27 protein-coding genes and 1 riboswitch are annotated in these 25,980 nt (G+C 39.2%); of the genes, 22 read left to right on the top strand and 5 right to left on the bottom strand.

The window, feature by feature from the left end; translation table 11 throughout:
* Positions 1 to 45: 45 nt before the first annotated feature.
* From F3D3_RS06730 to malQ, 6 genes are all read left to right on the top strand, one after another.
* Positions 46 to 603: an NUDIX hydrolase gene (locus tag F3D3_RS06730; protein WP_069872364.1), complete on the top strand. Its 558-nt coding sequence runs from the start codon at positions 46 to 48 to the stop codon at positions 601 to 603.
* A gap of 293 nt (positions 604 to 896) precedes the next feature.
* Positions 897 to 2,270: an ABC transporter substrate-binding protein gene (locus tag F3D3_RS06725; RefSeq protein WP_084388870.1), complete on the top strand. Its 1,374-nt coding sequence runs from the start codon at positions 897 to 899 to the stop codon at positions 2,268 to 2,270.
* A 148-nt stretch (positions 2,271 to 2,418) separates the two neighbouring features.
* On the top strand, positions 2,419 to 3,282 hold the full coding sequence (locus F3D3_RS06720) for a carbohydrate ABC transporter permease (protein ID WP_069872362.1): 864 nt from the start codon (positions 2,419 to 2,421) through the stop codon (positions 3,280 to 3,282).
* Complete coding sequence (locus F3D3_RS06715; RefSeq protein WP_069872360.1) at positions 3,282 to 4,109, top strand: carbohydrate ABC transporter permease; 828 nt, start codon at positions 3,282 to 3,284, stop codon at positions 4,107 to 4,109. Before F3D3_RS06720 ends, F3D3_RS06715 begins: the two co-directional genes overlap by 1 nt.
* 114 nt (positions 4,110 to 4,223) lie before the next feature.
* Positions 4,224 to 5,210, top strand: coding sequence for a LacI family DNA-binding transcriptional regulator (locus F3D3_RS06710; protein WP_069872358.1), 987 nt, complete (start codon positions 4,224 to 4,226; stop codon positions 5,208 to 5,210).
* A gap of 39 nt (positions 5,211 to 5,249) precedes the next feature.
* Positions 5,250 to 6,731, top strand: coding sequence for a 4-alpha-glucanotransferase (malQ, locus tag F3D3_RS06705; protein ID WP_069872356.1), 1,482 nt, complete (start codon positions 5,250 to 5,252; stop codon positions 6,729 to 6,731).
* Between the two features lie 167 nt (positions 6,732 to 6,898).
* Here the strand turns inward: malQ and F3D3_RS06700 are convergent, their stop codons facing one another.
* Complete coding sequence (locus tag F3D3_RS06700) at positions 6,899 to 7,333, bottom strand: hypothetical protein (protein WP_069872355.1); 435 nt, start codon at positions 7,331 to 7,333, stop codon at positions 6,899 to 6,901.
* 291 nt (positions 7,334 to 7,624) lie between these two features.
* Between F3D3_RS06700 and F3D3_RS06695 the strand changes: the two genes are divergently transcribed.
* Together F3D3_RS06695 and F3D3_RS06690 are read left to right on the top strand one after the other, a co-directional pair.
* Positions 7,625 to 7,975, top strand: coding sequence for a hypothetical protein (locus tag F3D3_RS06695; RefSeq protein WP_069872353.1), 351 nt, complete (start codon positions 7,625 to 7,627; stop codon positions 7,973 to 7,975).
* Positions 7,975 to 9,426, top strand: coding sequence for an aminoacyl-histidine dipeptidase (locus tag F3D3_RS06690; RefSeq protein ID WP_069872351.1), 1,452 nt, complete (start codon positions 7,975 to 7,977; stop codon positions 9,424 to 9,426). The genes F3D3_RS06695 and F3D3_RS06690 overlap by 1 nt, the downstream gene beginning before the upstream one ends.
* 126 nt (positions 9,427 to 9,552) lie before the next feature.
* Here the strand turns inward: F3D3_RS06690 and F3D3_RS06685 are convergent, their stop codons facing one another.
* The 4 genes from F3D3_RS06685 to F3D3_RS06670 all read right to left on the bottom strand — a co-directional run bounded on the left by F3D3_RS06685 (position 9,553) and on the right by F3D3_RS06670 (position 12,397).
* Positions 9,553 to 9,783, bottom strand: coding sequence for a hypothetical protein (locus F3D3_RS06685; RefSeq protein ID WP_069872348.1), 231 nt, complete (start codon positions 9,781 to 9,783; stop codon positions 9,553 to 9,555).
* Between the two features lie 267 nt (positions 9,784 to 10,050).
* The gene (locus F3D3_RS06680; protein WP_069872346.1) at positions 10,051 to 11,058 is read right to left on the bottom strand and encodes an acyltransferase; all 1,008 of its coding nucleotides are present in this window, start codon (positions 11,056 to 11,058) and stop codon (positions 10,051 to 10,053) included.
* A 215-nt stretch (positions 11,059 to 11,273) separates the two neighbouring features.
* On the bottom strand, positions 11,274 to 11,549 hold the full coding sequence (locus tag F3D3_RS06675; RefSeq protein WP_069872344.1) for a hypothetical protein: 276 nt from the start codon (positions 11,547 to 11,549) through the stop codon (positions 11,274 to 11,276).
* On the bottom strand, positions 11,549 to 12,397 hold the full coding sequence (locus F3D3_RS06670) for an AraC family transcriptional regulator (RefSeq protein ID WP_084388869.1): 849 nt from the start codon (positions 12,395 to 12,397) through the stop codon (positions 11,549 to 11,551). Before F3D3_RS06670 ends, F3D3_RS06675 begins: the two co-directional genes overlap by 1 nt.
* A 243-nt stretch (positions 12,398 to 12,640) precedes the next feature.
* Between F3D3_RS06670 and F3D3_RS06665 the strand changes: the two genes are divergently transcribed.
* From F3D3_RS06665 to selA, 14 genes are all read left to right on the top strand, one after another.
* The gene (locus F3D3_RS06665) at positions 12,641 to 13,477 is read left to right on the top strand and encodes a substrate-binding domain-containing protein (protein ID WP_069872343.1); all 837 of its coding nucleotides are present in this window, start codon (positions 12,641 to 12,643) and stop codon (positions 13,475 to 13,477) included.
* A 26-nt stretch (positions 13,478 to 13,503) separates the two neighbouring features.
* Positions 13,504 to 14,193: an ABC transporter permease gene (locus F3D3_RS06660; RefSeq protein WP_139132041.1), complete on the top strand. Its 690-nt coding sequence runs from the start codon at positions 13,504 to 13,506 to the stop codon at positions 14,191 to 14,193.
* Position 14,194: 1 nt separating this feature from the next.
* Positions 14,195 to 14,851, top strand: coding sequence for an ATP-binding cassette domain-containing protein (locus tag F3D3_RS06655; protein WP_069872341.1), 657 nt, complete (start codon positions 14,195 to 14,197; stop codon positions 14,849 to 14,851).
* Positions 14,820 to 15,323: a molybdenum cofactor biosynthesis protein B gene (locus F3D3_RS06650; protein ID WP_069872339.1), complete on the top strand. Its 504-nt coding sequence runs from the start codon at positions 14,820 to 14,822 to the stop codon at positions 15,321 to 15,323. The genes F3D3_RS06655 and F3D3_RS06650 overlap by 32 nt, the downstream gene beginning before the upstream one ends.
* 18 nt (positions 15,324 to 15,341) lie before the next feature.
* Positions 15,342 to 16,583 (top strand): gephyrin-like molybdotransferase Glp, encoded by a 1,242-nt coding sequence (gene glp, locus F3D3_RS06645; RefSeq protein WP_069872338.1) that lies wholly within the window; start codon positions 15,342 to 15,344, stop codon positions 16,581 to 16,583.
* The gene (locus F3D3_RS06640) at positions 16,583 to 18,481 is read left to right on the top strand and encodes a molybdopterin biosynthesis protein (RefSeq protein WP_069872336.1); all 1,899 of its coding nucleotides are present in this window, start codon (positions 16,583 to 16,585) and stop codon (positions 18,479 to 18,481) included. The genes glp and F3D3_RS06640 overlap by 1 nt, the downstream gene beginning before the upstream one ends.
* Positions 18,474 to 19,430, top strand: a complete 957-nt coding sequence (gene moaA / locus F3D3_RS06635; protein WP_069872334.1) for a GTP 3',8-cyclase MoaA — start codon at positions 18,474 to 18,476, stop codon at positions 19,428 to 19,430. Before F3D3_RS06640 ends, moaA begins: the two co-directional genes overlap by 8 nt.
* Positions 19,431 to 19,454: 24 nt before the next feature.
* Entirely contained in the window at positions 19,455 to 19,934 is a 480-nt protein-coding gene (gene moaC / locus F3D3_RS06630) for a cyclic pyranopterin monophosphate synthase MoaC (RefSeq protein WP_069872333.1), read from the top strand.
* Entirely contained in the window at positions 19,931 to 20,395 is a 465-nt protein-coding gene (locus F3D3_RS06625; RefSeq protein WP_069872331.1) for an MOSC domain-containing protein, read from the top strand. Before moaC ends, F3D3_RS06625 begins: the two co-directional genes overlap by 4 nt.
* 18 nt (positions 20,396 to 20,413) lie before the next feature.
* Positions 20,414 to 20,533, top strand: a riboswitch (molybdenum cofactor riboswitch).
* A 49-nt stretch (positions 20,534 to 20,582) separates the two neighbouring features.
* Positions 20,583 to 22,373, top strand: a complete 1,791-nt coding sequence (locus tag F3D3_RS06620; protein WP_069872329.1) for an aldehyde ferredoxin oxidoreductase family protein — start codon at positions 20,583 to 20,585, stop codon at positions 22,371 to 22,373.
* 88 nt (positions 22,374 to 22,461) lie between these two features.
* The gene (locus F3D3_RS06615; RefSeq protein WP_069872328.1) at positions 22,462 to 23,502 is read left to right on the top strand and encodes a radical SAM protein; all 1,041 of its coding nucleotides are present in this window, start codon (positions 22,462 to 22,464) and stop codon (positions 23,500 to 23,502) included.
* A gap of 86 nt (positions 23,503 to 23,588) precedes the next feature.
* Positions 23,589 to 23,813 carry a MoaD/ThiS family protein gene (locus F3D3_RS06610; RefSeq protein ID WP_069872326.1) on the top strand — a complete coding sequence of 75 codons (225 nt, stop codon included), beginning with the start codon at positions 23,589 to 23,591 and terminating at the stop codon, positions 23,811 to 23,813.
* 2 nt (positions 23,814 to 23,815) lie between these two features.
* On the top strand, positions 23,816 to 24,496 hold the full coding sequence (locus F3D3_RS06605; protein ID WP_069872559.1) for a HesA/MoeB/ThiF family protein: 681 nt from the start codon (positions 23,816 to 23,818) through the stop codon (positions 24,494 to 24,496).
* 53 nt (positions 24,497 to 24,549) lie between these two features.
* Complete coding sequence (gene selA, locus F3D3_RS06600) at positions 24,550 to 25,980, top strand: L-seryl-tRNA(Sec) selenium transferase (RefSeq protein WP_069872324.1); 1,431 nt, start codon at positions 24,550 to 24,552, stop codon at positions 25,978 to 25,980.

Below are 25,980 nucleotides of genomic sequence, written 5' to 3'. Positions count from 1 at the left end.
AAATAAAGTGTCAAAAGTCGAAAAGGATAGCTTAAGGAGATTAACATGGAGTATTTAAAAGGGATACAAAGGTTTGAACCGATCAATGAACAGGAAATAAATGATCGGTTGGTCATTTTAGAATTTATAGCGCATCACCCTAAAACCATCCTCACTCGTGAAAATCAAGTAGCGCATTTGACAAGTTCTGGGTTGATTATGAATGCGGATTTGAGTAAAGTTTTAATGGTTCATCATAATATTTACAAGACGTGGACGTGGACAGGGGGACATGTAGATGGTAACGCAGATTTTTTAGAAGTCGCCATTCGGGAAGCGATAGAAGAAACTGGCGTGAAAGCCATAAAACCCTTTTCAGAAGAAATTATTTCAATAGATATCCTTCCTGTATATGGTCATATAAAAGGAAGTCGGTATGTCTCTGCTCATTTACATCTAAATATCACGTATGTGCTCATAGCGGATGAAAACGAGGCGCTTGTTGTTAAACCGGATGAGAACAGCGGCGTTAAGTGGGTGCCTGTTACGGCATTAGAGGCACATTCCAATGAACCTTACTTGATTGATATCTATCGTAAAATTATCGATAGGGTAAAGTTGTAAAGATGCGTGCGAGAAAGGCAATATTGTAGCTTGAAAGCGTAAAATTTTGAACAAATCACGAAAACGTTTGCATGATATTTGTGAATTTTAAAATGTAGTCAAATAGATATTTAAATTATGAATCGCCTTAAAAGCTTTGAAAAGTAAGCTTTTAAGGGGATTGTTCTTTATTGACCAAAGCAATAAAAAATAATAAAAGAATAAAATTGACAATCAGTTGCACAAATAATATAATATTTAATGAAAACGGTTGCATAAAAGTGACCTCATTTAGACTCAAGGGGAGGATTCAAATGAAAAAAATATTAAGCTTATTATTAATCTTAGTCATGGTATTTTCATTATCAGCATGTGGTGCTAAAACAGTGCCCGTTACGGAAAAGACTGCTGATGGTACTTCGGAACAGGCCGCAAACCCAGATCAAATTGCAAACCCAGATCAAACTGTAGAGCCTGTGGAAATTAGCATATTCCAATTTAAGGTCGAAATCGTAGAGGCATTAAATCATGCCATTGCACTTTATGAAGACGAGCATCCAAATGTCAAGATAAACCTGCAAACAGTAGGGGGTGGGGATGACTATGGCGCGGCATTAAGAGCACAATTTCAATCTGGAAATGAACCCGACATCTATGACGTCGGTGGTCCACAAGATGTTAAGGACTGGATGGATAAGTTAGAAGATTTGACAGACGCACCATGGGCAGGATTGCCGCTTGATGGCGTGTTATCCGGTGTTACAGTAGAAGGTAAAGTGTATGCATTACCTTATAACATTGAAGGATATGGTCTTGCTTATAATAAAGCAATCTTTGAAGCATCAGGTGTTGATGCAACAACCCTTACAACATTTGATGCGCTTGAAGAAGCACTTCAGATCATTCAAACTAAAATAGATTCAGGGGCATTAAAAGAACAGTTTCCATTACTTGAAGCACCTGTTGAATATGCAGCAAAAGAGACTTGGGTAACTGGATTACATGCTTCAAATATTGCATTTGCAAGTGAATTTGCAGGCGCTATTGAGACTTTTGATGCGGCGAGCATCGAGTTTAAACATGCAGATGCTTTAAAAGCGTATATTGACTTGATGGCTAAATATTCATCAAATGCTGCAAAACCTTCTGGACTAAATGCTGTGGATTATTCTACTCAAGTTGATGAAGGTATTGCAATTGAAAGAGTTGCAGTAATTCAACAAGGCAACTGGATTTACGGCGGTGTAAAAGCAATTGATGAAAATGTTGCTAATAATTTAGGATTTTTACCAATTCCTCTAAAAGGTGTTAAAGAAGACTCAATTGCAATAGGCGTTCCTATGTACTGGGCGATCAATAAAGATTCAGAGGCAGCTAAAAAAGCAACCGCTAAAGATTTTTTAAATTGGCTTTATACTTCTGAGGAAGGTAAAAAAATCGTTGTAAATGAAATGTTCTTCATTCCGCCGATGAGTGGTTATGACAATGTTCAACCTGCTGATCCACTGGCTCAAGATATTCTAAGATTCGCAAGTGAAGGCAAAACAATGCCTTGGGTATTCATGGGTTATCCTACCGATTGGGGTCAAAGTGTCCTCGGTGAGCAAATTCAAAAATACTATGCGGGTGAAACCACATGGGAAGAACTCATTCAAACCGCTAAAGACAAATGGGTAGAAATGAGATAATGATGTCATTTAAGTGGGGGCCTAGTCCCCCACTTTTTTTACAATAGATCATTACTTTTCGTCCAGCTTGGAGCAGGAGTCTTCAACCTGCGATAAGTGATTAGACGGACAATGATGATAACCAGATCATTTTACGAGGAGGCTTATCATGAAACGATCCAAATTAGGGTTTTGGATTTTTGTAGGACCTATATTTTTAGCATTTCTCATTGTAGTGATTATTCCTATGCTGAGAGGGTTTTATTTTTCATTTACGGATTGGAATGGGATCTCTAACGAAGTGACCTTTATTGGCCTTAGCAATTATGGAAAAGCATTTAGAGATCCAGAATTTTTTGCAGCATTTAAATTGACAGCGACCTTTGCAATCCTATCGGTATTTACAATTAATATAATGGGATTTTTATTGGCGTTGCTTGTAACTCAAGGGTTGAGAGGCGCTAATTTTCAAAGAAGTGTTTTTTTTATGCCCAACCTCATTGGCGGCCTAATTCTAGGTTTTGTTTGGCAATTTATTTTCGTAAAGGCATTTGACAATATTGGGAGCACTTTTAATTTACCGTTCCTTGAAGGTTGGTTATCCACCACGACCACAGGATTTTGGGGACTTGTGATCCTCATGTCTTGGCAAATGTCGGGATATATGATGATTATCTACATCGCTGCGATTCAAAGTATTCCAGAATCCTTGATAGAAGCGGCTAAAATTGATGGTGCAAATGGCTTACAAAGGTTGAAATTTATAACGGTGCCCATGGTCATGCCTGCATTTACTGTGGGATTGTTTTTATCTTTATCCAATTCTTTCAAACTCTTTGATCAGAATTTAGCGCTTACGGGTGGGGCCCCTTATGGTTCCACAGAAATGATGGCACTTAATATTTATCAGACTGCTTTTTCGAGAAATCAGCTTGGATATGCACAGGCAAAAGCAGTGATTTTCTTGCTTGCTGTGGCAGCAATTACACTCACACAGATTTACTTGACGAAGAGTAAGGAGGTGGAACTCTAATGAAATCAGAAAGACGTATCAAGATTGTATTAGCTATTATAAGCTGGTTTTTAGCTTTGGTTTTTCTGTCACCTTTTTATATCGTGTTGACCAATTCGTTTAAAACTCAAAAAGGGATATTCATCGACATCATGCGACTGCCTTTTGGTGAATACTTCAATCCTTCTAATTATGTAGATGCTTTCGAAAAACTGGACTTTATAAAATCATTTTCCAATTCGTTGATGATCACAGTGAGCAGCTGTTTGATGATTATATTACTTGCATCTATGGCGGCATGGATGATGGTCAGAACGAAATCAAAGTCTTCTGCAATCCTTTACTATGTATTTGCAGCGGCTATGCTCATTCCGTTTCAATCAGTGATGTTGCCACTCATCAATTTGATGGGGAAAATACACTTTTTAAATCCCGGTGGACTTGTTTTTATGTACATTGGGTTTGGATCAAGTCTTGCGATCATCCTCTATCATGGGTTTATCAAGGGCATTCCACTTGAACTTGAGGAAGCAGCTCTTCTTGACGGGTGTAACGTTTTTCAGATTTATTGGTATATTGTATTGCCGCTTTTAAAACCAATTACGGTTACAGTGGGTATACTCAACGTCATGTGGATTTGGAACGACTTTCTGCTGCCACAATTGGTAATTAACAAACCAGGATGGCAGACGATACCCCTTAAAATGTTCTACTTCTTTGGTCAGTTCAGTAAAAAATGGCATCTTGCGCTTGCAGGGCTTGTGATTGCCATGCTACCGATTGTCATATTTTACTTTTTGATGCAAAAGCATATCGTCAAAGGAATTACTCAAGGGGCTATAAAATAGGCTGTGAATGCGCTTTATATTTGGGTAAGAATATTAGTGTTATTCAGATGTACAAATATTTGATATACTATATAGATATAATTTAAAACCAAGTGGTTATTAGGAGATGTTAGTATGCCAATTACGATTAAAGATGTTGCTAAAATTGCAAGTGTATCGCCCTCAACGGTTTCGCGGGTAATTAGCAACAATCCAAGTATATCTGAAGAAACTAGAAAGAGAGTTTTTCAAGCAATGGAAGCGCTTGATTATAGGCCCAATGCCATTGCAAGAAGCTTGGCAAACCGTAGAACGAATACCTTAGGGCTCATTATTCCGAACTCTGAAACGGATTTGTTCGATAATCCTTTTTTTATCAGAGCAATGCGTGGGATCAGTATTTATTCGCAAAAAAGTGGCTATCATATCATGTACACGTACACGCGAAATGAAGCAGAGGAATTGAAGTTTTTAAAGGACTACGTGCATTCTAACCTAGTGGATGGCATTATTTTAATGACCACGATGGAGAACGATGCCTGCATTGAATATTTAAAAAACGAAAAATTTCCTTTCGTGGTAATTGGTCGTCCTGAAAAGGCAGATCATACCTTGTGGGTGGATAATGACAATTTTCAAGCGATGTACAATATGGTAAATCTTTTGGTAAATGAAGGCGTCGATAGATTTGCATACATTGGTGGCAGCATGGCTTATAATTTTTCTAAGGATCGTTTTGAAGGCTTTAGAAGCGCCCTAAATGTCAGAGGAATCTCTATCGAACCTGAAATGGTAATTCACGAGGCAGAAATTTCAATTCGCAGTGGTTATGTGGCCTGTGAAAAGATCTTTTCCAAAGGAATGCCCGCCGCTATTGTGACCACAGATGATCTCCTAGGGCATGGTGCATTAAACTATCTTGAAACCCATGACATAGAGGCGGTTAGAGTCACTGGATTCAACAATATCTCTATGAATGAGTTTCATAAGAACTTATTGACGTCGGTTGATATCAACTCAGAGATGTTGGGATATAAAGCTTCTAAGTTGTTGATCGAAAATCTAAAAAACACATCCAAAGTCAATCACTATATAATAGAAACCAAAATAGTTGAAAGATAATATGAATATGAAAAACCTCAATAGAAAGAAGGCGATACTATGAAGAAGAGAAGTAGTGGGATTTTATTACACATATCATCACTACCAGGTGATTATGGCATTGGTGATTTTGGTAAAGGGGCTTATGATTTCATTGATTTTTTAGAGCACTCTGGGCAATGTTATTGGCAAATACTACCGATTGGGATTACTGGATACGGTGATTCGCCTTATCAATCTTTTTCTGCTTATGCAGGAAATCCTTATTTTATAGATCTTAATGAACTCATTCAACTGGGGTATTTAGATAGAAAGCAAGTTGAAAAGGCGGATTTAGGAAATCACAAGCATAAAATTGACTATAAAAAGTTGTATGACTATAAAATGCCGCTCTTAAAAGAGGCGTATGAAAATGCCAAGATTAAACTGAGACACGAACTCGATCGCTTTTTGCAAGCTGAAGGAGATTGGCTTGAGAATTTTGCGCTCTACATGGCGCTCAAAGGGTTTAATGGCAATCAGTCGTGGACAAATTGGACAGAGGGTTACGAAAATAAGGGCACAGAAGCCGCTTTAGCGTTCCAAAAAACGCACGAGTCTGAAATTTACTTTTGGATCTTTACACAGTATTTCTTTTTCAAGCAATGGTTTGCGCTTAAAGCAGTGGCCAATAGCAAAAATATCCAAATCATTGGAGATTTGCCAATATACGTAGCAGAGGATAGTGCGGACGTTTGGGCGCACCCAGAGTATTTTAAACTAGATGCCAAGCGGAGACCCACTTGTGTTGCAGGTTGTCCACCGGATGCTTTTTCTGCTACAGGTCAGCTCTGGGGGAATCCTATTTATGATTGGCACTATATGGCGCAGAACGCGTTCAAGTGGTGGATCAACAGAATCGATTACAGTTTAAACCTTTTCGACATGATTAGGATTGACCATTTTAGAGGCTTTGATGCTTACTGGGAAATTCCTTATGGGGATTTAACGGCTGAAAATGGCAAATGGGTTAAAGGGCCGGGCATTAAATTATTTGAAGCAATTCAAAAAGAACTGGGCGATGTGAATATCATCGCTGAAGATTTGGGCTTTTTAACTGAAAGTGTGATTGAACTCAGAAAAGCCACAGGATTTCCTGGAATGAAAGTGCTGGAATTTGCATTTGATACGCGTGAGGAAAGTGATTATTTACCACATAATTTCGATAAAGATTGTATCGCCTATACAGGCACTCATGACAATGACACGATAATGGGATGGATGGACCATGTGATGAAATCCGATCGGGAGTTTGCAGTGGAATATCTTAAACTCGACAAGCACGAAGGGTATAACTGGGGCTTTATCCGAGGAATTTGGTCTTCAACGGCTTATTTGGCGATCGCTCAAATGCAAGATTTTTTAGGGCTTGATTCCAAAGCGCGAATGAATACGCCATCCACACTTGGTGGAAACTGGGTTTATAGAATTTCGGATCGGGATTTGACAAAGGGATTAAGTGAGCAGATAAAACATATGACAAAACTTTATGGACGGTTATAAAAATGCGCTCTCGTTTGAAAATTAAATGAGAGCGCATTTTATATGATGATTAGCCTAACTACCTATCTATTTGATTAAATTAGTGATGATAAACTGACTAGGTTAAGTGGTAAATTTTGATTAAAAATGCGCTAAGTAAATTTTAAAGTCTGGATACCGATAAAATTCTATTTATAGTAAACAGCACTTCTAGATGTTGGCCACCATCCGAAGAAAGGCTCGCGTCCGATAGTTGACTTCTTATATTCCAGATGGTAAACAATTTTTACAGTTTCATATCCGTTTTGAATCATATTTGATCGAACCGAATTAAAATATATATAGTCTTCCATCATTTGGCTTTTCAACATCATCATAGTTCCACCGTATATTGTACCTATAGCATTAACTTTAAATGCTTCTGTCAGAATAGCTACAAACACTGAACCGTCTTTTGCAGTTGCGGCACCAAGTAATTGATTGCAATATCTATCCATCGATTTTAAATCGATAGAATCCCCACCTACAACTTTTGTGTCTCCGACTGATAATGCAAAACTTTGACTAACGATAGTTGACATAAGTAAAATGATTAATACTAATGATAGTGATTTTTTTGACATATTATCCTCCTGTGAAATAGTTGGCTAACCTCCTTGATAATAACATTAAATATATATTTTTTCAAGCTACTTTGAAATATTATAAATGTATTCAATTTCTGCATATATTCAGTTAAAAGATTTATTTTGAAAGATTTGTGACGGTAATGGGTTTAAGCATAGATCTATGAGTCAAATGGTAATACTGATTATCAAATGATATTAATGAGTTGTAATGGCGAAAATGCGTTTATTAAACTTGAAAAGGAATCTTAAAAGTGTGATAATTAGGATACCGAAAGGATTTTGAAGATGCTTACTATTTTATTCGAAATAATACTATTTGCAATGGCTATGACGTTTTTAATGGCATGGGGATATGTTAAAAAGCAAAGGCAATCGGAAGAGCTTGTCGGTGATTTGATGCAAAATTGCGAAAAAAAAGTACGTAAAGCTTTCAAAAAAAATGATTTTTTAAGCTATGTTGAACTTTCAGAAATGATCAAAGGGACAAAAGCATCTTTGTTTTGGAGTAAGAAAAAAGCAGTGGTCAACGATCCCACTGGCATTTTGGACACAATTCTTACAGAAATGATGAGCAAGGGTCTGATCACCGAAGGCAAACAAAAAACTTATCGTTGGGTACAGGGAGGAGATTTATAATGGGAAATGTATTAAGTGGGTTACAACCAGAAAGCGTTTTTGAAAATTTTGAAGCACTCACAAGAATTCCAAGAGAATCCGGAAATGAAGGTGCCGTGGCAGATTATCTTGTTTCGTTTGCCAAAAATCTAGGGCTCGAAGTGATTAAAGAAGATTCGAATAACGTTATTATCAAGAAACCAGCTACTCCGGGTTATGAAAATGGGCCGACTGTAATCTTACAAGGTCATACGGATATGGTTTGTGTCAAGACGGATGATTTAGAATTTGATTTCAACAGCCAACCGATACCGCTTGTAATCGATGGCGATTTTATAAAGACAAAAGGAACGACGCTTGGTGCAGATAATGGGATCGCTGTGGCGATGACCATGAGTATTTTAGAGTCTAAAACTATGGAACATCCATCACTTGTGGCACTTTTTACAGTTGCTGAAGAAACGGGTATGGATGGTGTGATGTCTTTAAAACCAGAAAATGTGAAAGGCGATATTTTGATCAACATTGACTCAGAAGAAGAAGGCACGCTTTTAGCTTCATGTGCAGGTGGCGTCAACAATATTATTGAATATCCTTTTGAAACTCAAAAGACGACTTTAGATGAGGGTTTTAAACTTGTAATTCAAGGCTTAAACGGTGGACATTCAGGTATAGAGATCAACAAAAATAGAGCAAATGCGATTAAACTCATGGGCAGAGTTTTAAAATCATTTGAAAAACACTTCAAATTTGAAATGGCAAAGATTTCAGGTGGCGAAAAGATGAATGCTATTGCAAAGAGAGCGGAAATGACATTTGTAGTGAGAAGAGCGGATGTTGAAACTTTGGAACAGTTGGTGCCATTGCTTCAAGAGATGTTTGTAAATGAATTTTTAGCAACAGATGGTGGCATTGAGCTCGTCTTAAGCGAAGTGGAGACCCCTAAAATGGTTATGACCGAAAAATCCGCAAGAGATATTGCCAATATCATTAGATTGGCGCCATTTGGTGTAGAGACCATGAGTGGTGGCATTAAAGGATTAGTGGAGAGTTCAAATAATTTAGGCGTTTTAGAACAAACGGAATTTACTTTAAAGTTAACCAATTCGGTAAGAAGTTCTGTTAATTCTTTAAAACTAGAAATCAGTGAAAGATTTGAAATCATAAGTGAAATGACGGGTTCTAAGAACTCCTTAGAGTCGGATTATCCAGAATGGCAATTTAAATTAGAATCTCCAATCAGAGCATTGATGAAAACAGTCTATGGCGAAATGTTCAATAAAGAACTCAAAGTAGATGCGATTCACGCGGGGCTTGAATGTGGCTTCTTAAAAGAAAAAGTAGGCGATATCGATATGATTTCTTTAGGACCAAATCTCTATGATGTGCATACCCCGTTTGAAAAATTGAGCATATCCTCCACAGAGCGTGTGTATGCATTCTTGTGTGAAGTTTTAAAACGTTTGAAGTAAGTGGTTCAATATAGGGTGTAATGAATAGCCCCATCACCCTATCTCTCTTTGCTCAAAAGTCCTCGCTTTGGCTGCGGATTGAGCGTCGAAAGATAGGGTGATGGGGCTGTTTTTGTACAATATTGGTCATTGATGACTAAAATCAGGGACACCCCAAAAATAAGGATCATAATCAGCGGATAAATCATCTGAAAAAGATTCTGAATCAGAAGATTCCTTTAAAATATCACGTCCATAAAATGCATTTTCACGATCATATGGACTGTTATCTGTTGAGGGATCGGCAAATGAGGCGCTAAAGAGCGTCAATAAAACAATAGCAACAAGTACAAGCACAATCTCCATCTTTTGAATCATAAAAAAACACTCCAATCTGAGGTTACAGTGTCAAAAGCCAGTTTTGCACGAACCATTTACTCTATTCTGTATCATGAACTTTCCAATCTATCAAAGCGTATACTCAGTCCACTTCGCTACCTTCGTAACCCCCCACGCAATCCGATCGGATTGCATCCAGTGGGAGTTTGGACGCCCACTTTAAGAAGTGGGGGACATCTCTTCAAGGGTTATATTACGCTTGATCAATAGGCATGTCAACTGTTTTAAAAAGGGTTCACTGAATATTTACAAATGATTCTTACTGAGCATTCTAACAGCATATGCATATAAACTGAAAATCGGAATCAAAATGATAAATACAGCAATAAACGAAATGAAGGCACGTAAACTTATAGAAGTCATAGAACTCATATCCAAAAGAGCCCCTATTAATATTAAAATCAGTGGATGCGCATAATATAAGGTCAAGGTGGATTGACTCAAAAAGTCAATTTTTGACCTATGCTGTGCGTAAACAGGCGTGAACGATCTAAAAGCCATCAGCAGGGCAAAACAGGTTAATAAGCTGAATACAATATAGGTTAAGGCAGATAGTTTGGAGTCAATAACGAGACCATTATTGGTGTAGCCGATGAATTGATACGTGTAGAGACTGCCCATAATCACAAAGGCGCTCAGATAGTATAAGGGTGATTTTAATTTCAGATCAAAAGCCTGGGTCATGAGCATGCCGAGCACAAAATAACTGATATAAGTGGTCATGAGCCGATCTTGAAGGGGCAAAGTGATCAAAAGGGTTGAAAGTTGAAGCCCTAAAGCAATTAAGAATAAATTTGTATCGCCTACCTTTTTTTGAAGATAGTGAAGCAAAGGATAGCCGACATAAAACTGGATGATAATGATCATAAAATAAAGATGATAGATAAAATTACCCTGCAATAAACCTTTAATGTAAAATGAGAAGTTGAAAGGGTAGATACCTCTAATTGCAAAGAGGCTATAATAGAGGGTCGCCCATAGGATATAGGGCAGTAAAAGTTTTGGGAGTCTCTTTTTCCAAAACACAAGTGGATTCATGGTTTTATCTCTGTATAGCATGCTGAGTAAAAAACCACTCATAAAGACAAACATGGGCACAGAAGGTTTAGAAAAGCGATTTAGTATAGTGAAGAATAACTGTGGTATGCTGTTTGGAATCAGTGTTACAACAGGGGTTGCAGTTGTATGTATAATAATGACCATCAAACAAGCTGCTATTCTGAAAAAATGAATTTCAGGATATATTTTTTTCATAAAAACCTCCGAGTTATAGTTTCACACTATTATACCAATTTGAAACCTATAACGTCTAGAAATATAAAAAAATCACCGTTCAATGAACGGTGACTATAAGGGTTTTGCAGTTCCGGGGTTATACAAATTAGAATTTGTATGTTGAAACTAAAGCGATTATAACTTTAGTTTTTTAAAAAAACCTTTACTGTTTCTTAAATTTTTCTAAAATCATTTCAGCCACCTGCAGATAAAAACTGGAGTCGATAGGCACTGACTATTTTTTCTACACTATTTTTTTCCCCGATAAAGTGTATTTCTGTTCTAGGAATATAAATGGAAGTATTGGTATCCTTTGAATCCTGAAGCATAGGGATTAAAATGACTTCCCATTTTAAGCCTTTATAATGTAGTGGTGTCAGCTCAAATGAAATGGCCTTGAAGTAAGCCTGAATATATTTGATTAAAATGCCACTGTCAATTATAACTTTGTAATGAGGTTCTATTTTCATTAATACTTGCCTTGAAGTATTTTCATCGAATACTGTTTTGGCGTTATGCCAAAATGACCTTTGAAGAGCTTTATAAAGTACGAGAGACTTTCAAATCCTAAATCATAACATACTTCAGAAACGTTTTTATGAATTAAAAGCTCTTTTGCCTTGTTGAGTTTTAAACGATTGTGATAAGCTTTTGGAGTCATACCCGTTGCACGCCTAAAGATCAAGATCAAGTTTGAAGGCGACATGTTGAGAGCAAAGGCTATTTCCTTAACGGTCAGTTCGGGATCATTTAAATTTGTTTTCAAACATTGTATGGTATATTCTACGGGTTCTTGTTTTTTGCGATTGTCGAAGCTCAAATTATATTGATTGATCAGATTATAAGCAAGTTCTTGGGAACATAGATCGATCAAAAAGTGCTTATTGGGATCATCGCTAAGTGCATATTGCTTGATTCGCTCGATATGTGCATTGATCTGCGGCATGAGTAAATTCTTTTTTACCAAATCAGAAGTCATATCCACATCAATTTCATGTTTGATTTCAACCTTTTTCAAAGTATCTTCAAGCAGTTTATCGCTGAGTTCATAAACGACAGCTATGGTTTTTTCGGGTATTTCCATATGCACACTGGCATATGGTGGCAACAAAATAAAGTCTGATTGAGCATAAGTGAACTCCTTGCCCTCATTGACCTTTATATGCTTGGACCCACTTGAAATCGTACAGAGGCGCGTATATTGATAAGATTTGTAAGTCCCTTTAAAATCCTTGTCTAGATCGTAGTAAAGAATCTTCATATAATCGGTTTCAAGACCATCGTTTTTTTCAAAATATCTGTCGAAGTTTTTGATCAATGCTAAAACCTCCCTCAAAACATAATTAATGATAACTAGTTTTATAGTAACACAGCCATACCAAGGAAGCAATAAATGAAAGTGTGGCAATAAAAAATTGCATAATGAAAAAAGAATACTTTTCTGAATTATCAGATAGTTTTTGATGCGGATAATAATGTATAATAATAAGTGCAAGCACTCTCATTATAAGTGTAGGCGAATAGATTGAGTGCAAAATAGAGAGATAGAGGGAGAAACCATATGACGAAGAAAACGCTGTTATTATCATTATTAATAAGCTGTTTGATTATTGGCGCAGGCATTGCAGTGATCACACTTAATAGACCACAACAAGCTCTAATTTTATCGACGACAACCAGTACACAAGATAGCGGGTTATTGGATAAAATCATGCCTGATTTTGAGAAGGAGACGGGCATAGAAGTAAAAGTGGTCGCTGTGGGAACTGGAAAAGCGCTGCAAATGGGTGTGGATGGTGAAGCCGATGTTCTTTTAGTACATGCAAAATCAAGCGAGGAAAAATTCGTAAGTGATGGTGATGGTTTAGAGCGATTCGATGTCATGTACAACGATTTTGTACTTGTGGGGCCTAAGGGCTCTGAGACTCAAATGGACACGGCTCAAATGGATCATATCGAAGGCGTTTTAAAATATATCAGTGAAAATCAATTGAAATTTGTGTCAAGAGGTGATGATTCGGGCACAAATAAAAAAGAAATCAGTTTATGGAAGGTATTAGAGCTTGAGCCGAGTGGAGAGTGGTATATATCTGCAGGTAAGGGTATGGGTGATGTTTTGATGATGGCGAGTGAATTGAGGGCTTATACATTGACGGATAGAGCCACTTTTCTAGCGATGCAAGATAAATTGGACTTAGAAATTGTCTATCAAGCAGATGAAGCATTGCTCAACTATTACGGTGTGATTGCGGTCAATCCTAATAAAAATGATCAAATCAATTCAAAAGGGGCTCAGCAGTTTATTAAGTGGATTTTATCTGCTGAAACGCAAAAGAAAATCGGCGAATTTGGTGTTGAAAAATATGGTCAACCCTTATTTTTCCCAAATGCAAAATAAGACGTGCTCACTAAGGAGTTAGCCATATGAATTTTATCACAGAGGGCTTTAAAGAAGCGTTAACGCTTTTGATGAGCTTTGATAAAGAGGTATACACGATAATGGGTCTTTCCATCGGGTTGTCTTTAATGTCTACCTTTTGCTCTGCGTTACTGGGGATTCCATTTGGGATCTATCTTGGCTTAAAAACCTTTAAACTCAAAAGGGCATTTACTCGATTTGTCTATACGGCTATGAGTTTGCCGCCAGTGGTTGTGGGACTTGCTGTTGCCATTTTTTTCTCCAGAAGTGGTCCGCTTGGGACGTTTGGATTGATGTTTACCCCCACTGCGATGATCATTGCCCAAGTTATATTGGTGACCCCAATTATCATGGGCATTGTCTTTAATGCTTCTAAGGAAAAAGGCAGAGCGATCTATAACGTGGGAAAGACTCTAGGGGCAAATCGCTTACAGATTTTGATGTTAATGATTACAGAAATGCGCGTAACGATTTTGATTGCAGTTGTTACAGGGTTTGGAAGAGCGATTTCAGAAGTGGGCGCTGTGATGATTGTTGGTGGTAATATCAAAGGTCATACTCGGGTGATGACGACCTATATTGCTATGAACAACAGTATGGGGAATTATGGGATGGCCATTGCCATGGGCATGGTTTTACTCATCATTTCATTTATTGTCAATTCAATCCTCTATCATTTCACCGCAGGAGACTAAAATGGACATTGAATTGACGCATGTATTAAAAAAATATCAAAACAAAGTGGTCGTAGATATCGAAAAAGCGACTTTCAAAAGTGGAAAAGTCTATGGCGTTATAGGGGAAAATGGTGCAGGTAAAACCACTTTGCTGAAAATGATTGCTGGACTTGAACCCTATGAGCGTGGCTCAATATACTATAATGGGAAGTGTTTAGAACAAACAGATCTTAGACGTGTTACGTATCTAAGCCAAACCCCTTATATGATGCAGATGAGTGTATATAACAACATAGCTTATCCACTTAAAATAAGAGGTTTTACGGATGCTCAAATAAATAGTTCTGTTAATGCAATTCTTGATGAGTTACAGATGGACGCTTTGGCAAATCAGATGGCAACCCAATTGTCTGGTGGTGAATCTCAAAAGGTAGCATTGGCACGTGCTTTGGTATTTAACCCAGAGGTTCTTTTATTAGATGAGCCCACAGCAAGTATCGATCAAAACACGATTAAAGTCATTGAAAGTACAATCGCAAAGCGCAATAGAGAAATGCATATGACCGTGATTACCATTTCACACGATCGGGATCAAATTAACCGTATGTGCGAGGAAATTGTCACCATGGAAAGGGGTAAAAGTAATGTATACAGTAGGCATAATCACGGCGAGTGATAAGGGGTCCAAGGGAGAACGTGAAGATTTAAGTGGTAAAGTCATTTCTGACAGCGTAACCGAAGCAGGCTATCAAGTCTTAAAATATATAGTAGTGCCAGATGAAAAAAGTGAACTTGCAAAGGCAATGGTCCATATGGCAGATGAGCTTGGTGTTAATTTAATCTTGACAACAGGAGGGACTGGTTTTAGCAAGCGGGATGTGACACCAGAGGCGACTTTAAGCGTCATTGAAAGGGAGGCACCTGGCATAGCAGAAGCGATTCGCTATAACAGTTTAAAAATTACACCTAAGGGGATGCTCTCAAGGGGGGTATCTGGTATTAGAGGCAATACTTTGATCATCAATATGCCTGGGAGCCCAAAAGCAGTCAAAGAGACTTTAGATTACATTTTAAGTCCCGTTTTTCATGGCATACAAATCCTTATAGGGGATGATTCTGAATGTGCCGCGCCTATGACTAAAGCCTAAAAGAAAGGATCTTAAAAAATGAATTTTTTCAAAATTAGAGCTTTAAATGAAGCACAAGCCATGCTCTATCAAGAAGCTTCAAAAATAGAACTTGAGACAGAACACGTTCCAATTGGAGCCTGTTATGGTCGTATTGCTTGTGAAAACGTGTATTCAGAAGTCGATATCCCTTCTTTTGATAGATCAACAGTGGACGGATACGCCGTTAAAGTAAATGATGTGATGGGCGCTACAGAAAGTATTCCTGCAATGCTAACCCTTAAAGCGGAATCTGTTATGGGGGAAGTGATGCCGGAAACCCTTCAAAAAGGCGAGGCTATCTATGTCCCTACGGGTGGCATGCTTCCTCTTGGCTCAGATGGGATGGTTATGATTGAACATTCTGAACAGATGTCTTCAGATTTAATACTGATTCATCAGCCCATTGCATTTGGAGAAAATATTATTTATTGTGGGGACGATCTTAAAAAGAGCCAGTTGATCATAGAATCTGGTAAAAAAATAAGTGCATACGATATGGGGCTATTAGCAGGGGCTGGAATTTATGAGGTGTCTGTGTATAAAAAGATCAAAGTGGCCATTTTATCCACAGGAGATGAACTTGTCGATTGTCATTTGCCCATGGAAATGGGGCAAATTAGAGATATCAATGGTTATTCACTCATGGGCCTAGTGGCAGAACTTGGCGGGGAAGTCGTCCACAAGGCCATTATTCGCGATGATATGGATGCACTTAAAGCGAGTGTTGTGGAATCACTGGATAAAGCAGATTTAATCCTTTTATCTGGGGGCAGTTCAGTAGGTGCAAGAGATTTTACGCATAAAGTAATAGAATCCTTTGAAGATGGCGAAATCTTAATCCATGGCATATCCATCAAGCCAGGGAAACCGACGATTGTAGGTAGAGTTCAAAACAAACTCATCTTCGGTTTGCCTGGACATCCAACGGCATCTGCCTTGGTCTTTGAGATACTTGTAAAACCCTATATGGAGAATGTGAGCAAGCTCAAAACAACATCTGTAAGGGTAAAAGCGAAAATTACTGAAAGTATTCATTCCTCTTCTGGAAAAGACACTTTTATTATGGTGAACCTCACCTATGAGGGTGACGCATTAAAAGCCAAACCGATTCTTGGAAAATCGGGGCTCATTTCTTTGATGACCAGAGCCTCAGGTTATATCCACATAAACAGCGAACAAGAAGGTCTTTATAAAGAACAAGAAGTGAGCGTTTATTTATTTAAAAGAGGTGAAATATAGTGACTCAAAGAAATGTTTATATTTCCAATATGCCGCTTGATGAGGCTTTAAAACTCTATAGAGCACAGCTTGAAAATCCACTTAAAGTAGAAAATGTGCCTGTGAAATCGACACTGCATCGCATTACAACGGGGCCTGTTTTTGCACATCGATCATCTCCAAGTGATCCTTGTGCTGCAATGGATGGGATTGCAGTGCTCTCTGACAGGACGCAGGGCGCAAATGAAAAAAATCCGATGCAATTATCAGAGCATGAAGATTATGAGTATGTCAATACAGGCAATTTGATGCCTAAAGATAAAGACAGTGTCATTATGATTGAGGATGTAAAGCCAATCCATGAGGGCGTAATTGAAATCGTGGAAGCTGCATACTCATGGCAGCATGTGAGACAAGTGGGAGAGGATATTATCGCTTACGAGATGCTTCTACCTTCATGCCATAAAGTGAGACCTATGGACTTAGGGGCTTTAATCAGTGGGGGCGTGCCTTCAGTGGATGTCTTTGAAAAATTAAAAGTTGGCATTTTGCCCACTGGAAATGAAATCGTTCAAGAATTCGATGCGTTATCACGTGGTAAAATAATAGATTCGAATTCAAGTGTAATAGAAGGTTTGCTCATTGAAATGGGGTGTTTGACAAAGATTTATTGCCCCTGTCAAGATGAGCCAGAAGCCCTAAAAGCGGCCATAGAAAAAGGGCTTGTCGAAAATCATATGCTGATTACTATTGCAGGATCTTCAGCAGGCGCCAAGGACTATACCGTAAGTACCATTGAGGCACTTGGTGAGGTCATCGTGCATGGTGTCGCTATAAAGCCTGGAAAACCGACAATTCTAGGCAAAGTTAACGGTAAAAGTGTGGTTGGACTTCCAGGTTACCCTGTATCTGCATTTTTCGCATTTGAAGCATTCGTGAAGCCCTTGATCGAAAGTTGGCATGGACAGATGGATGCGATGTCCATCCATGAAGGCGTATTGACCCAAAGAGTGGTCTCCTCTCTTAAACACGAAGAGTTGGTGAGAGTGACTTTGGGAGAAGTCAATCACAAATGGGTGGTGACACCTCTAAGTAGAGGGGCAGGAACTACCATGAGCCTAGTGAAAGCAGATGGCATTTTGACGATACCACGGCTTTCGGAAGGCATTGAAAGAGGTGAAAAGGTCAGTATTAAACTGTTAAAACCCCTTCACACCTTATCAGAAAGGCTTGTGGTGATCGGCAGCCATGACTTGCTACTGGATATGATTGCAGATCGAATGCCGATGACTTCCACGCATGTGGGGAGCCTGGGTGGGATCATGGCGCTAATTAAAGACGAATGTCATATGGCACCCATTCATTTAATTGATGAAAAAACGGGTATATATAATATCAGCAGTGTTCAGCGTTTTTTTCCAAAGCGGAAAATGATACTGATCAAAGGCGTCAAAAGGTTACAAGGTCTTATGGTGAGAAAAGGTAATCCTAAGGCAATTCATACTTTTCAAGATTTGATGAGAACAGAAATTGTGTTCATCAACAGGCAAAAAGGTGCTGGCACAAGGCAGTTGCTTGACTATGAACTCTCAAAATTAGGAGTTAATAGCGATCAAATAAAGGGTTATCATCGAGAAGCGGTCACGCATATGGCTGTTGCAGTCACTGTTGCATCGGAGAGTGCCGATGTTGGACTTGGTGTTTATTCTGCGGCAAAATCCATGAACCTTGATTTCATTGAAGTGGGCTATGAATCCTATGATTTTTTAATTGCTTACGAGATGTTAAATGATTTTAGAGTACAGCACTTTATCGAACTGATAAAATCGCCTTATTTCAAAAAACAAATGACAGAAATTGGTGGTTATTCATTAGAAGAAACAGGTGACATCGTTGAGATCGGAGAAGCTTATGATTGATGGCTATGGTAGAAAGATAAATTATTTGAGATTATCGATTACGGATCGTTGCAACTTGAGATGTCAATATTGCATGCCGGAAGAAGGTGTCGAAAAACTAAAACATAGTGATATCTTATCGTTAGAAGAAATTGATGAAATGGTAAGTGCTTTTGTAAGCCTTGGCATTAATAAGATAAGAGTGACTGGTGGAGAACCCTTAGTCCGAAATGGCATCGTTTCTCTGATAGAAATGATTCGCCGGCATCCTGAAATTAAGGATCTTGCGCTTACAACAAATGGATTGCTCTTAAAACAAATGGCGAAATCCCTTAAAGAAGCTGGACTTGATCGCGTCAATGTCAGTTTGGATTCCCTTAAACCTGAAAAGTATTTTAGGATGACGCGGGGCGGTTCGCTGGAAACTGTACTCAGCGGTATCGAAGAAGCCAAGCGTGTGGGTTTAACCCCTATTAAACTCAATGTGGTCATCATAGGGGGCTTTAATGACGATGAGATCGTGGATTTTGTCCGCATGACAGAAGACGAAGCCATAGACGTGCGTTTTATTGAACTCATGCCAATAGGAGAAGTGGCAAAGTGGTCCATTAAGAATTATTTGCCGAACAAGGTGGTACTTGAAAAGGTACCAGAGCTCATCCCCGTGGTCAGTCAAGATCCCGCTTCACCTGCTCAATATTATAAACTGCCAAATGGCAAGGGCAAGGTGGGGTTGATCAGCCCAATTTCATGTAAATTCTGTACGAATTGCAATCGGATTCGGTTGACTTCAGAAGGTAAATTAAAATATTGTCTGCATTCGGATGAAGAATTTGATTTGAAAAAAGCATTAAGCGATAAATTGGATTTAACAGAATATATACAGCAGTCCATTTTAAACAAACCCTTAGAGCATCACATTGGAAAAGGGGATATTGTGATGAGAAATATGGTTCAAGTTGGCGGTTAAAGAGACTCACTTGTAGGAGGATTCATGATATTTACACATTTTAACGAAAAGGGCAGAGCGCACATGGTGGAAGTTACAGAAAAGGCGGAAACGCTTAGAGTTGCTTTTGCAAAAGGCGAAATTCAGATGAATCCAGCCACGATTGAGGCGATCAAAGCGAGTTCCATAAGCAAGGGAGATGTGCTCCAAGTCGCTCAAATCGCAGGGGTTATGGGCGCAAAAAAGACCAGTGATTTGATTCCGATGTGTCATCCGCTGATGTTGACACATGTTTCGTTAGACTTTGAAATCTTAGAAGATCGAATCTTGATTGAGGCGACAGTCAAAACATTTGGAAAGACAGGTGTGGAAATGGAAGCCCTAACGGCTGTCAATATAGCAGCGCTTACGATTTATGATATGTGTAAGGCAGTGGATAAGGACATGGTCATTGATCATGTTAGGCTTGTTGAGAAAACCGGTGGCAAGTCAGGACATTATAAAAGAGCGGGGGAAGCGTTATGACGAAAGCTAAGGGCAAGGTCCTTGCCGTTAACATAAGCGTGGAAAAGGGTGTCGTTAAGGACACGATTTCAGCAGGTGAATTCAGAGAAGGCCATGGTCTAGTCGGAGATGCACATGCGGGCAAATGGCATAGACAAGTGAGCTTGTTAGGGCAAGAGAGTGTGAATAAAATGACTCAAATGGGTGTTGAAGGTTTATGTAGCGGCAAGTTTGCTGAAAACCTTACCACAGAAGGGATTTGTTTATATAAGCTCCCTGTGGGTACAAAGTTAATGATCGGTGAAACGATACATGAAGTGACTCAAATCGGTAAAGAATGCCATCATGGCTGTGCTATAAAAGTTCAAGTCGGTCAATGTATCATGCCCAAAGAAGGTATTTTTACAAGGGTGCTAAAGACTGGAATCGTGAAACCAGGCGATGAAATTATCATACTGAATGATTTAGGTGTGATGGCGTAAGAAAAAGAGTTTAACGCAATAGGTACCAAAATCCGAGTCAAAACATCTAAAGCCAAGTGCCATGATTTTTGACCAATGGGTAGAATGGGAAACCGTGATGCCTCCCGATATTTGGAAAGGATTTGGAATAAATGTCACATTTATAAGCAGTGCAATGCATTGCGCCAAATTTAAAAGGAGGCTATTTATGTACGGTTATCAAGGTCAAGTATTAAGAGTTAATTTAACAAAAGGTGTTTGTACTGTGGAAGCACTTGATGAAGCAAAAGCAAAAAAATTCGTTGGGGGTAGAGGCCTTGGAACAAAGATGTTCGTGGATGAAGTTTCTCCTAATGTGGATGCTCTAAGTGAAGCCAACAAATTATTTATTGTCACCGGTCCTCTCACAGGCACACCAACGCCTACTGGTGGCAGGTATATGGTCATTACTAAATCACCACTTACAGGCACAATAGCTTCTTCAAACTCTGGTGGCTACTGGGGACCAGAATTAAAGTTTGCAGGTTATGATGCCATTATCGTTGAGGGTAAATCAGAAAAACCAGTTTATCTTATGATTGAAGATGAGAAAGTTGAAATCAGAGATGCTGCCCATATTTGGGGCAAGGTCGTTTCTGAAACCACGGATATCTTGAAAAATGAAGTGCCTGAAAAGTCTAGAGTACTCACCATTGGACCTGCTGGTGAAAAACTTTCTAAGATGGCAGCGATCATGAACGATAAGGATAGAGCGGCGGGGCGGTCAGGCGTAGGTGCTGTAATGGGCTCTAAAAACCTCAAGGCGATCACAGTGAGAGGTTCTAAAAAAGTTGAAGTTGCTGACGCTGAAATTTTAAAAGAAGTGGTTAAAGATTGTAATGCGAAAATTAGAGAAAATGGTGTTACAGGACAGGGATTACCGACTTATGGCACAGCGGTACTTGTGAATATTATCAATGAAAACGGTGTTTTCCCAGTGAACAACTTCCAAACTTCTCAGTTTGATAGAGCTGAAGAACTCAGTGGAGAGACGCTTACAGAAAAGTACTTGGTTAGGAAAGATCCTTGCTATAGATGTCCAATCGCTTGCGGTAGATACTGTAAAGTGGATGATATCGAGGGTGGCGGTCCAGAGTACGAAACTATTTGGGCATTTGGTGGAGACTGTGGCGTGTCCGATATGGGCTCGGTAATTAAAGCCAACCATTGGTGTAATGAAATGGGATTAGATACGATCACTGCGGGTGCAACGATTGCAGCAGCGATGGAACTCTATCAAAAAGGGTATATCAAAGATTCTGAACTCGATGGTTTATCGCTTGAATTCGGAAACAATGAAGCCGTTGTGGAATGGACGAAGCGCATGGGTATGAGAGAAGGCTTTGGAGATAAAATGGCGGATGGTTCTTATCGTCTTGCAGACTCTTATGGCGTTCCAGAGCTCTCAATGACGGTTAAAAAGCAAGAACTACCAGCGTATGATCCAAGGGGCATTCAGGGTCAAGGCTTACAGTATGCGACTTCCAATAGAGGCGGTTGTCACGTTAGAGGGTATATGATTTCACCTGAAATCTTAGGATTACCTGAAAAATTAGATCGTTTTACTTTAGAAGGCAAAGCGGGTTGGGTTAAAATATTCCAAGACTTAACAGCGTTTATTGATGCTTCTGGTCTTTGTCTATTTACTTCATTTGCTATGGGTGCAGGAGACTATGCGTCTATGATCAATGGGGTTATCGGGACAGAGTGGACAGCTGAAGATATCCTTTTAGCAGGCGAGCGTATCTGGAACATCGAAAGAATCTTCAACTTAGCTGCAGGGATTGACTCATCACAGGATACACTTCCTAAGAGACTTTTAGAAGACCCAATCGAAGACGGACCATCTAAAGGCAATGTCGCTAGATTATCTGAGCTTTTACCTGAATACTATGAATTGAGAGGCTGGGGTGCAGATGGCATTCCAACACAAGCACGCAAGGATGTTTTAGGACTTTAATGCTTGCAATAAGGGGCCCTTTCGGGCTCCTTTTCTTGCATAAAGAACAAATCTTGTCAAGGTATTCATAGGAGATGGGGAGGGCTAAATGTCAATAAAGAAGGTTTGCTTGGAGCTTACAGATGCCTGCAATCTGAACTGCACGATGTGTTATCGACATTCATGGCATGAGCAGACTCAGCATATGCCAAAACTGATGGTTGAAACGATATTAAATCAAATTGAAGGGATTGAAAGTATAGAGGAGATTGTTGTGGGGGGAATTGGAGAGCCTTCTATTCACCCTCAAATCATAGAGGTTTTAAAGCGGCTTAAACCTTATAAAGTGAGTTTGACGACAAACGGTGTGAGTTTAACAGCACCGATCAGAGAAGCCATCGTAGAACATGTGGATCAATTGGTGATTTCAATAGATGGTCTTGCTCAAAATTTTTACGAAATTAGAGGGATTCATTTAGAAACCGTTTTGGAACAAGTGCGTTTAATTAATGAACTTAAGAAAAGTAAATTAAACGACTCACTTCAATTGATTTTTCAAATGGTTTTATCGGAGACGAATAAAGAAGATGTCTTTGGCATTATAGATTTAGCAAGCAAATACGGTGTTTCTCAACTGATAATTTCGAATATTTTACCTGTTAGCCTAGAAGATAGTGCGCTTTGCTTATATGCTTTAGAGACTAATGCTTATATGAACGCGTATTATAATCAAATTCGGACCTATGCCATTGGAAGAGGACTTGCAGTTAGGCTTTCTGAAAATCGATTAAAAACAGAACGGCGATGTCGTTTTGTGGACAATGATACCCTAGTCATCAATGCACGTGGCGATATAGCACCTTGCTATCGATTTGCGCACAGCGGGACAGAGGTTGTTTTTGGACGCTTAAAGACCATACAAGCCCATACTTTTGGAAATGTATTAGAGGCGGGATTAGAAAAAATATGGCATTCAAAAGCGTATACAGACTATCGTCATATGGTTTATAACAATCATTATCCATCTTGTACAGATTGTGACCTAGTCGATGGGTGCGACATGGTGAATGACACTTATGGAGATTGCTATGGAAACGCCCCTTCTTGTGGAGATTGCCTGTGGGTTAGAAATTTAGTGTATTGTATCTAAAGTTGAAGTGTCAAAAGCTGGCGTGTCAAAAGTTTATAGGCGTATCTTGACGAGCACTATGGATTTCAAAGTGAGGTGTGTATAAAATGGAAATAAAGGTAAGATTATTTGCAACGTTGCGAGAAGGGCGTGGAAAAGAACTCATGATCTCTCTTGACGATCATCCGACGACTCAGATGATCATAGATCAACTCAACATAAAGAAAGAAGATGTGGCGATTCTACTCATCAATGGAAGAGATGGCGCTTTGGATCGTGTTTTAGAAAAAACAGATGTGGTTTCCCTATTCCCACCAGTAGGAGGTGGTTGATGATGGATCGTTATCAAAAAAACAGAGAAATGCTATCTCAAACAGAATGTGATCTCTTGAGGTCTAAAAAAGTGTGCATTGTGGGTTGTGGTGGACTTGGTGGATATGTCATAGAAATGCTTGGGAGACTGGGCATTGGTCAGCTCACTGCTATTGATGGCGATACATTTGACGAGACTAATCTCAACAGGCAGCTGCTCTCGCTAGAGGATAACCTCGATCAAAGCAAAGCTTTTGAAGCCAAACAAAGAATGGCAGCGGTCAATTCAGAAGTGGTCGTTATCCCTGTTGAACATTATTTGACAGCAGAAAATGCCATGGCACTTTTAAAACATCATGATGTGATTGTGGATGCTACAGATGGCATTGAAGTGAGATTTATGCTCCAAAAGACGGCAAAAGCACTCGGAATACCACTGGTCTATGGTGCAATTGCGGGCTGGTATGCTCAGGTGTGCACCATAATGCCTGGAGAGGATACGTTAGACCAAATTTACAAATCTCATGAGGGTAGAGGTGGTGAACAAACACTTGGAAATCCCTCTTTTACACCGGCGCTTGTGGCATCTATGCAGGTGAGTGAAGTCATAAAGCTCTTATTAAACAGAGGGGATTTACTTCAAAGAAAAATGCTTATGATAGATTTATACCTCAATGATTTTGATTTGATCCATTTCTTGTAGTAAGATAGAAGTGAATGATAGATCATTCAGAATAAAAGATTAGGGGTGTGACAATGCAAACTAAACAGGTGTTATTGAGATCAATTCCCAGAGTGGATGATGTCGCTAATCATAAAAAAATAGTTGCAATGATGTCTGTTAGCAGTCGACAAGTGATCATGGACGCCATAAGAAAAATCATCGATCAAAGAAGAACTGAAATTTTAACGATAGCAGATAGGGCAGACACATCAGACACAATCGTTAACGTAGATATAGAATGTATTATAGAAGATGTGATCCAAGAGATTTATAAGTCTAATGCAATGCATTTAAAGCGTGTCATCAACGCCACAGGCGTTATTTTACACACCAATCTTGGAAGAGCGCCCCTTTATGGTGAGATCAAAGAAAGTGTTTGGGAAATCGCAGAAAACTATTCAACTCTAGAGTACAATAGTTTAACGGGGAAAAGAGGCTCACGATATGATCATGTGGCAGATATTCTCACAAAGCTTACGGGTGCTGAATCTGCAATGGTGGTCAATAACAATGCAGCGGCAGTTTTACTCATACTGAGTACTTTGGGTAAAGGGAGGGATGTCATCGTATCACGGGGAGAATTGGTTGAGATCGGCGGTTCATTTCGAATCCCTGAAATTATGGCGCAAAGTGGTGCTCGCTTAGTGGAAGTGGGCACAACCAATAAAACGCATTTCTATGATTATGAAAGGGCCATTGTATCGGGTGAAACAGGTGCGCTCTTAAAAGTGCACACTAGCAATTATCGCATCTTAGGGTTTACAGAAGAAGTGGCTTTAGATGAATTGGCGGTGCTGGGGAGAACGTATGATATTCCCGTTATTCATGATCTGGGAAGTGGTGCTTTAATTGATTTTGCCAAATTTGGGATTGAAGGCGAGATGACGGTTCGCGATAGTGTGGCTTCTGGCGCGGATATCATCTGTTTTAGTGGGGATAAACTCTTAGGGGGACCACAAGCGGGCATCATTATTGGCAAAAAATCATTCATCGAAAAAATGAAGCTCAATCCGTTAACAAGAGCTTTTAGAGTAGATAAATTGACTTTGGCGGCACTTGAGGCAACGCTTAGACTTTATTTTGACACAGAAAAAGTGATGACTCAGATTCCATTACTTGCGATGATGACGCTGCCAATAGAAGTGATTCGAGAAAAAGCAACGCGATTGTGCACTTTGTGCTCAGATCAAAATGAAATGTGTCATATCTCTCTTGAAGAAGGCAATTCTCAGGTGGGGGGAGGCTCTATGCCTCTTCAGGAGTTGCCAACAGTGCTTGTTAAGCTCAAACCTATGGACCTTTCCGTAAAGCAATTGGAAATCGCTTTGAGGCAAGCTCAAACGCCAATTATCGTCAGAATTCAAAAGGATCATATACTATTGGATGTCAGAACGATTGATGCGCACGATTTTGAATATATATCAAATGAAATCAAATGGATTTTAAAAAACCAAGAGGTATAG

This window comes from Fusibacter sp. 3D3 (assembly GCF_001748365.1).
Classification (GTDB): domain Bacteria; phylum Bacillota; class Clostridia; order Peptostreptococcales; family Acidaminobacteraceae; genus Fusibacter_A.
The sequence above is the reverse complement of the archived record's forward strand: the minus strand, read 5'-3'. Positions and strand labels throughout refer to the sequence as shown.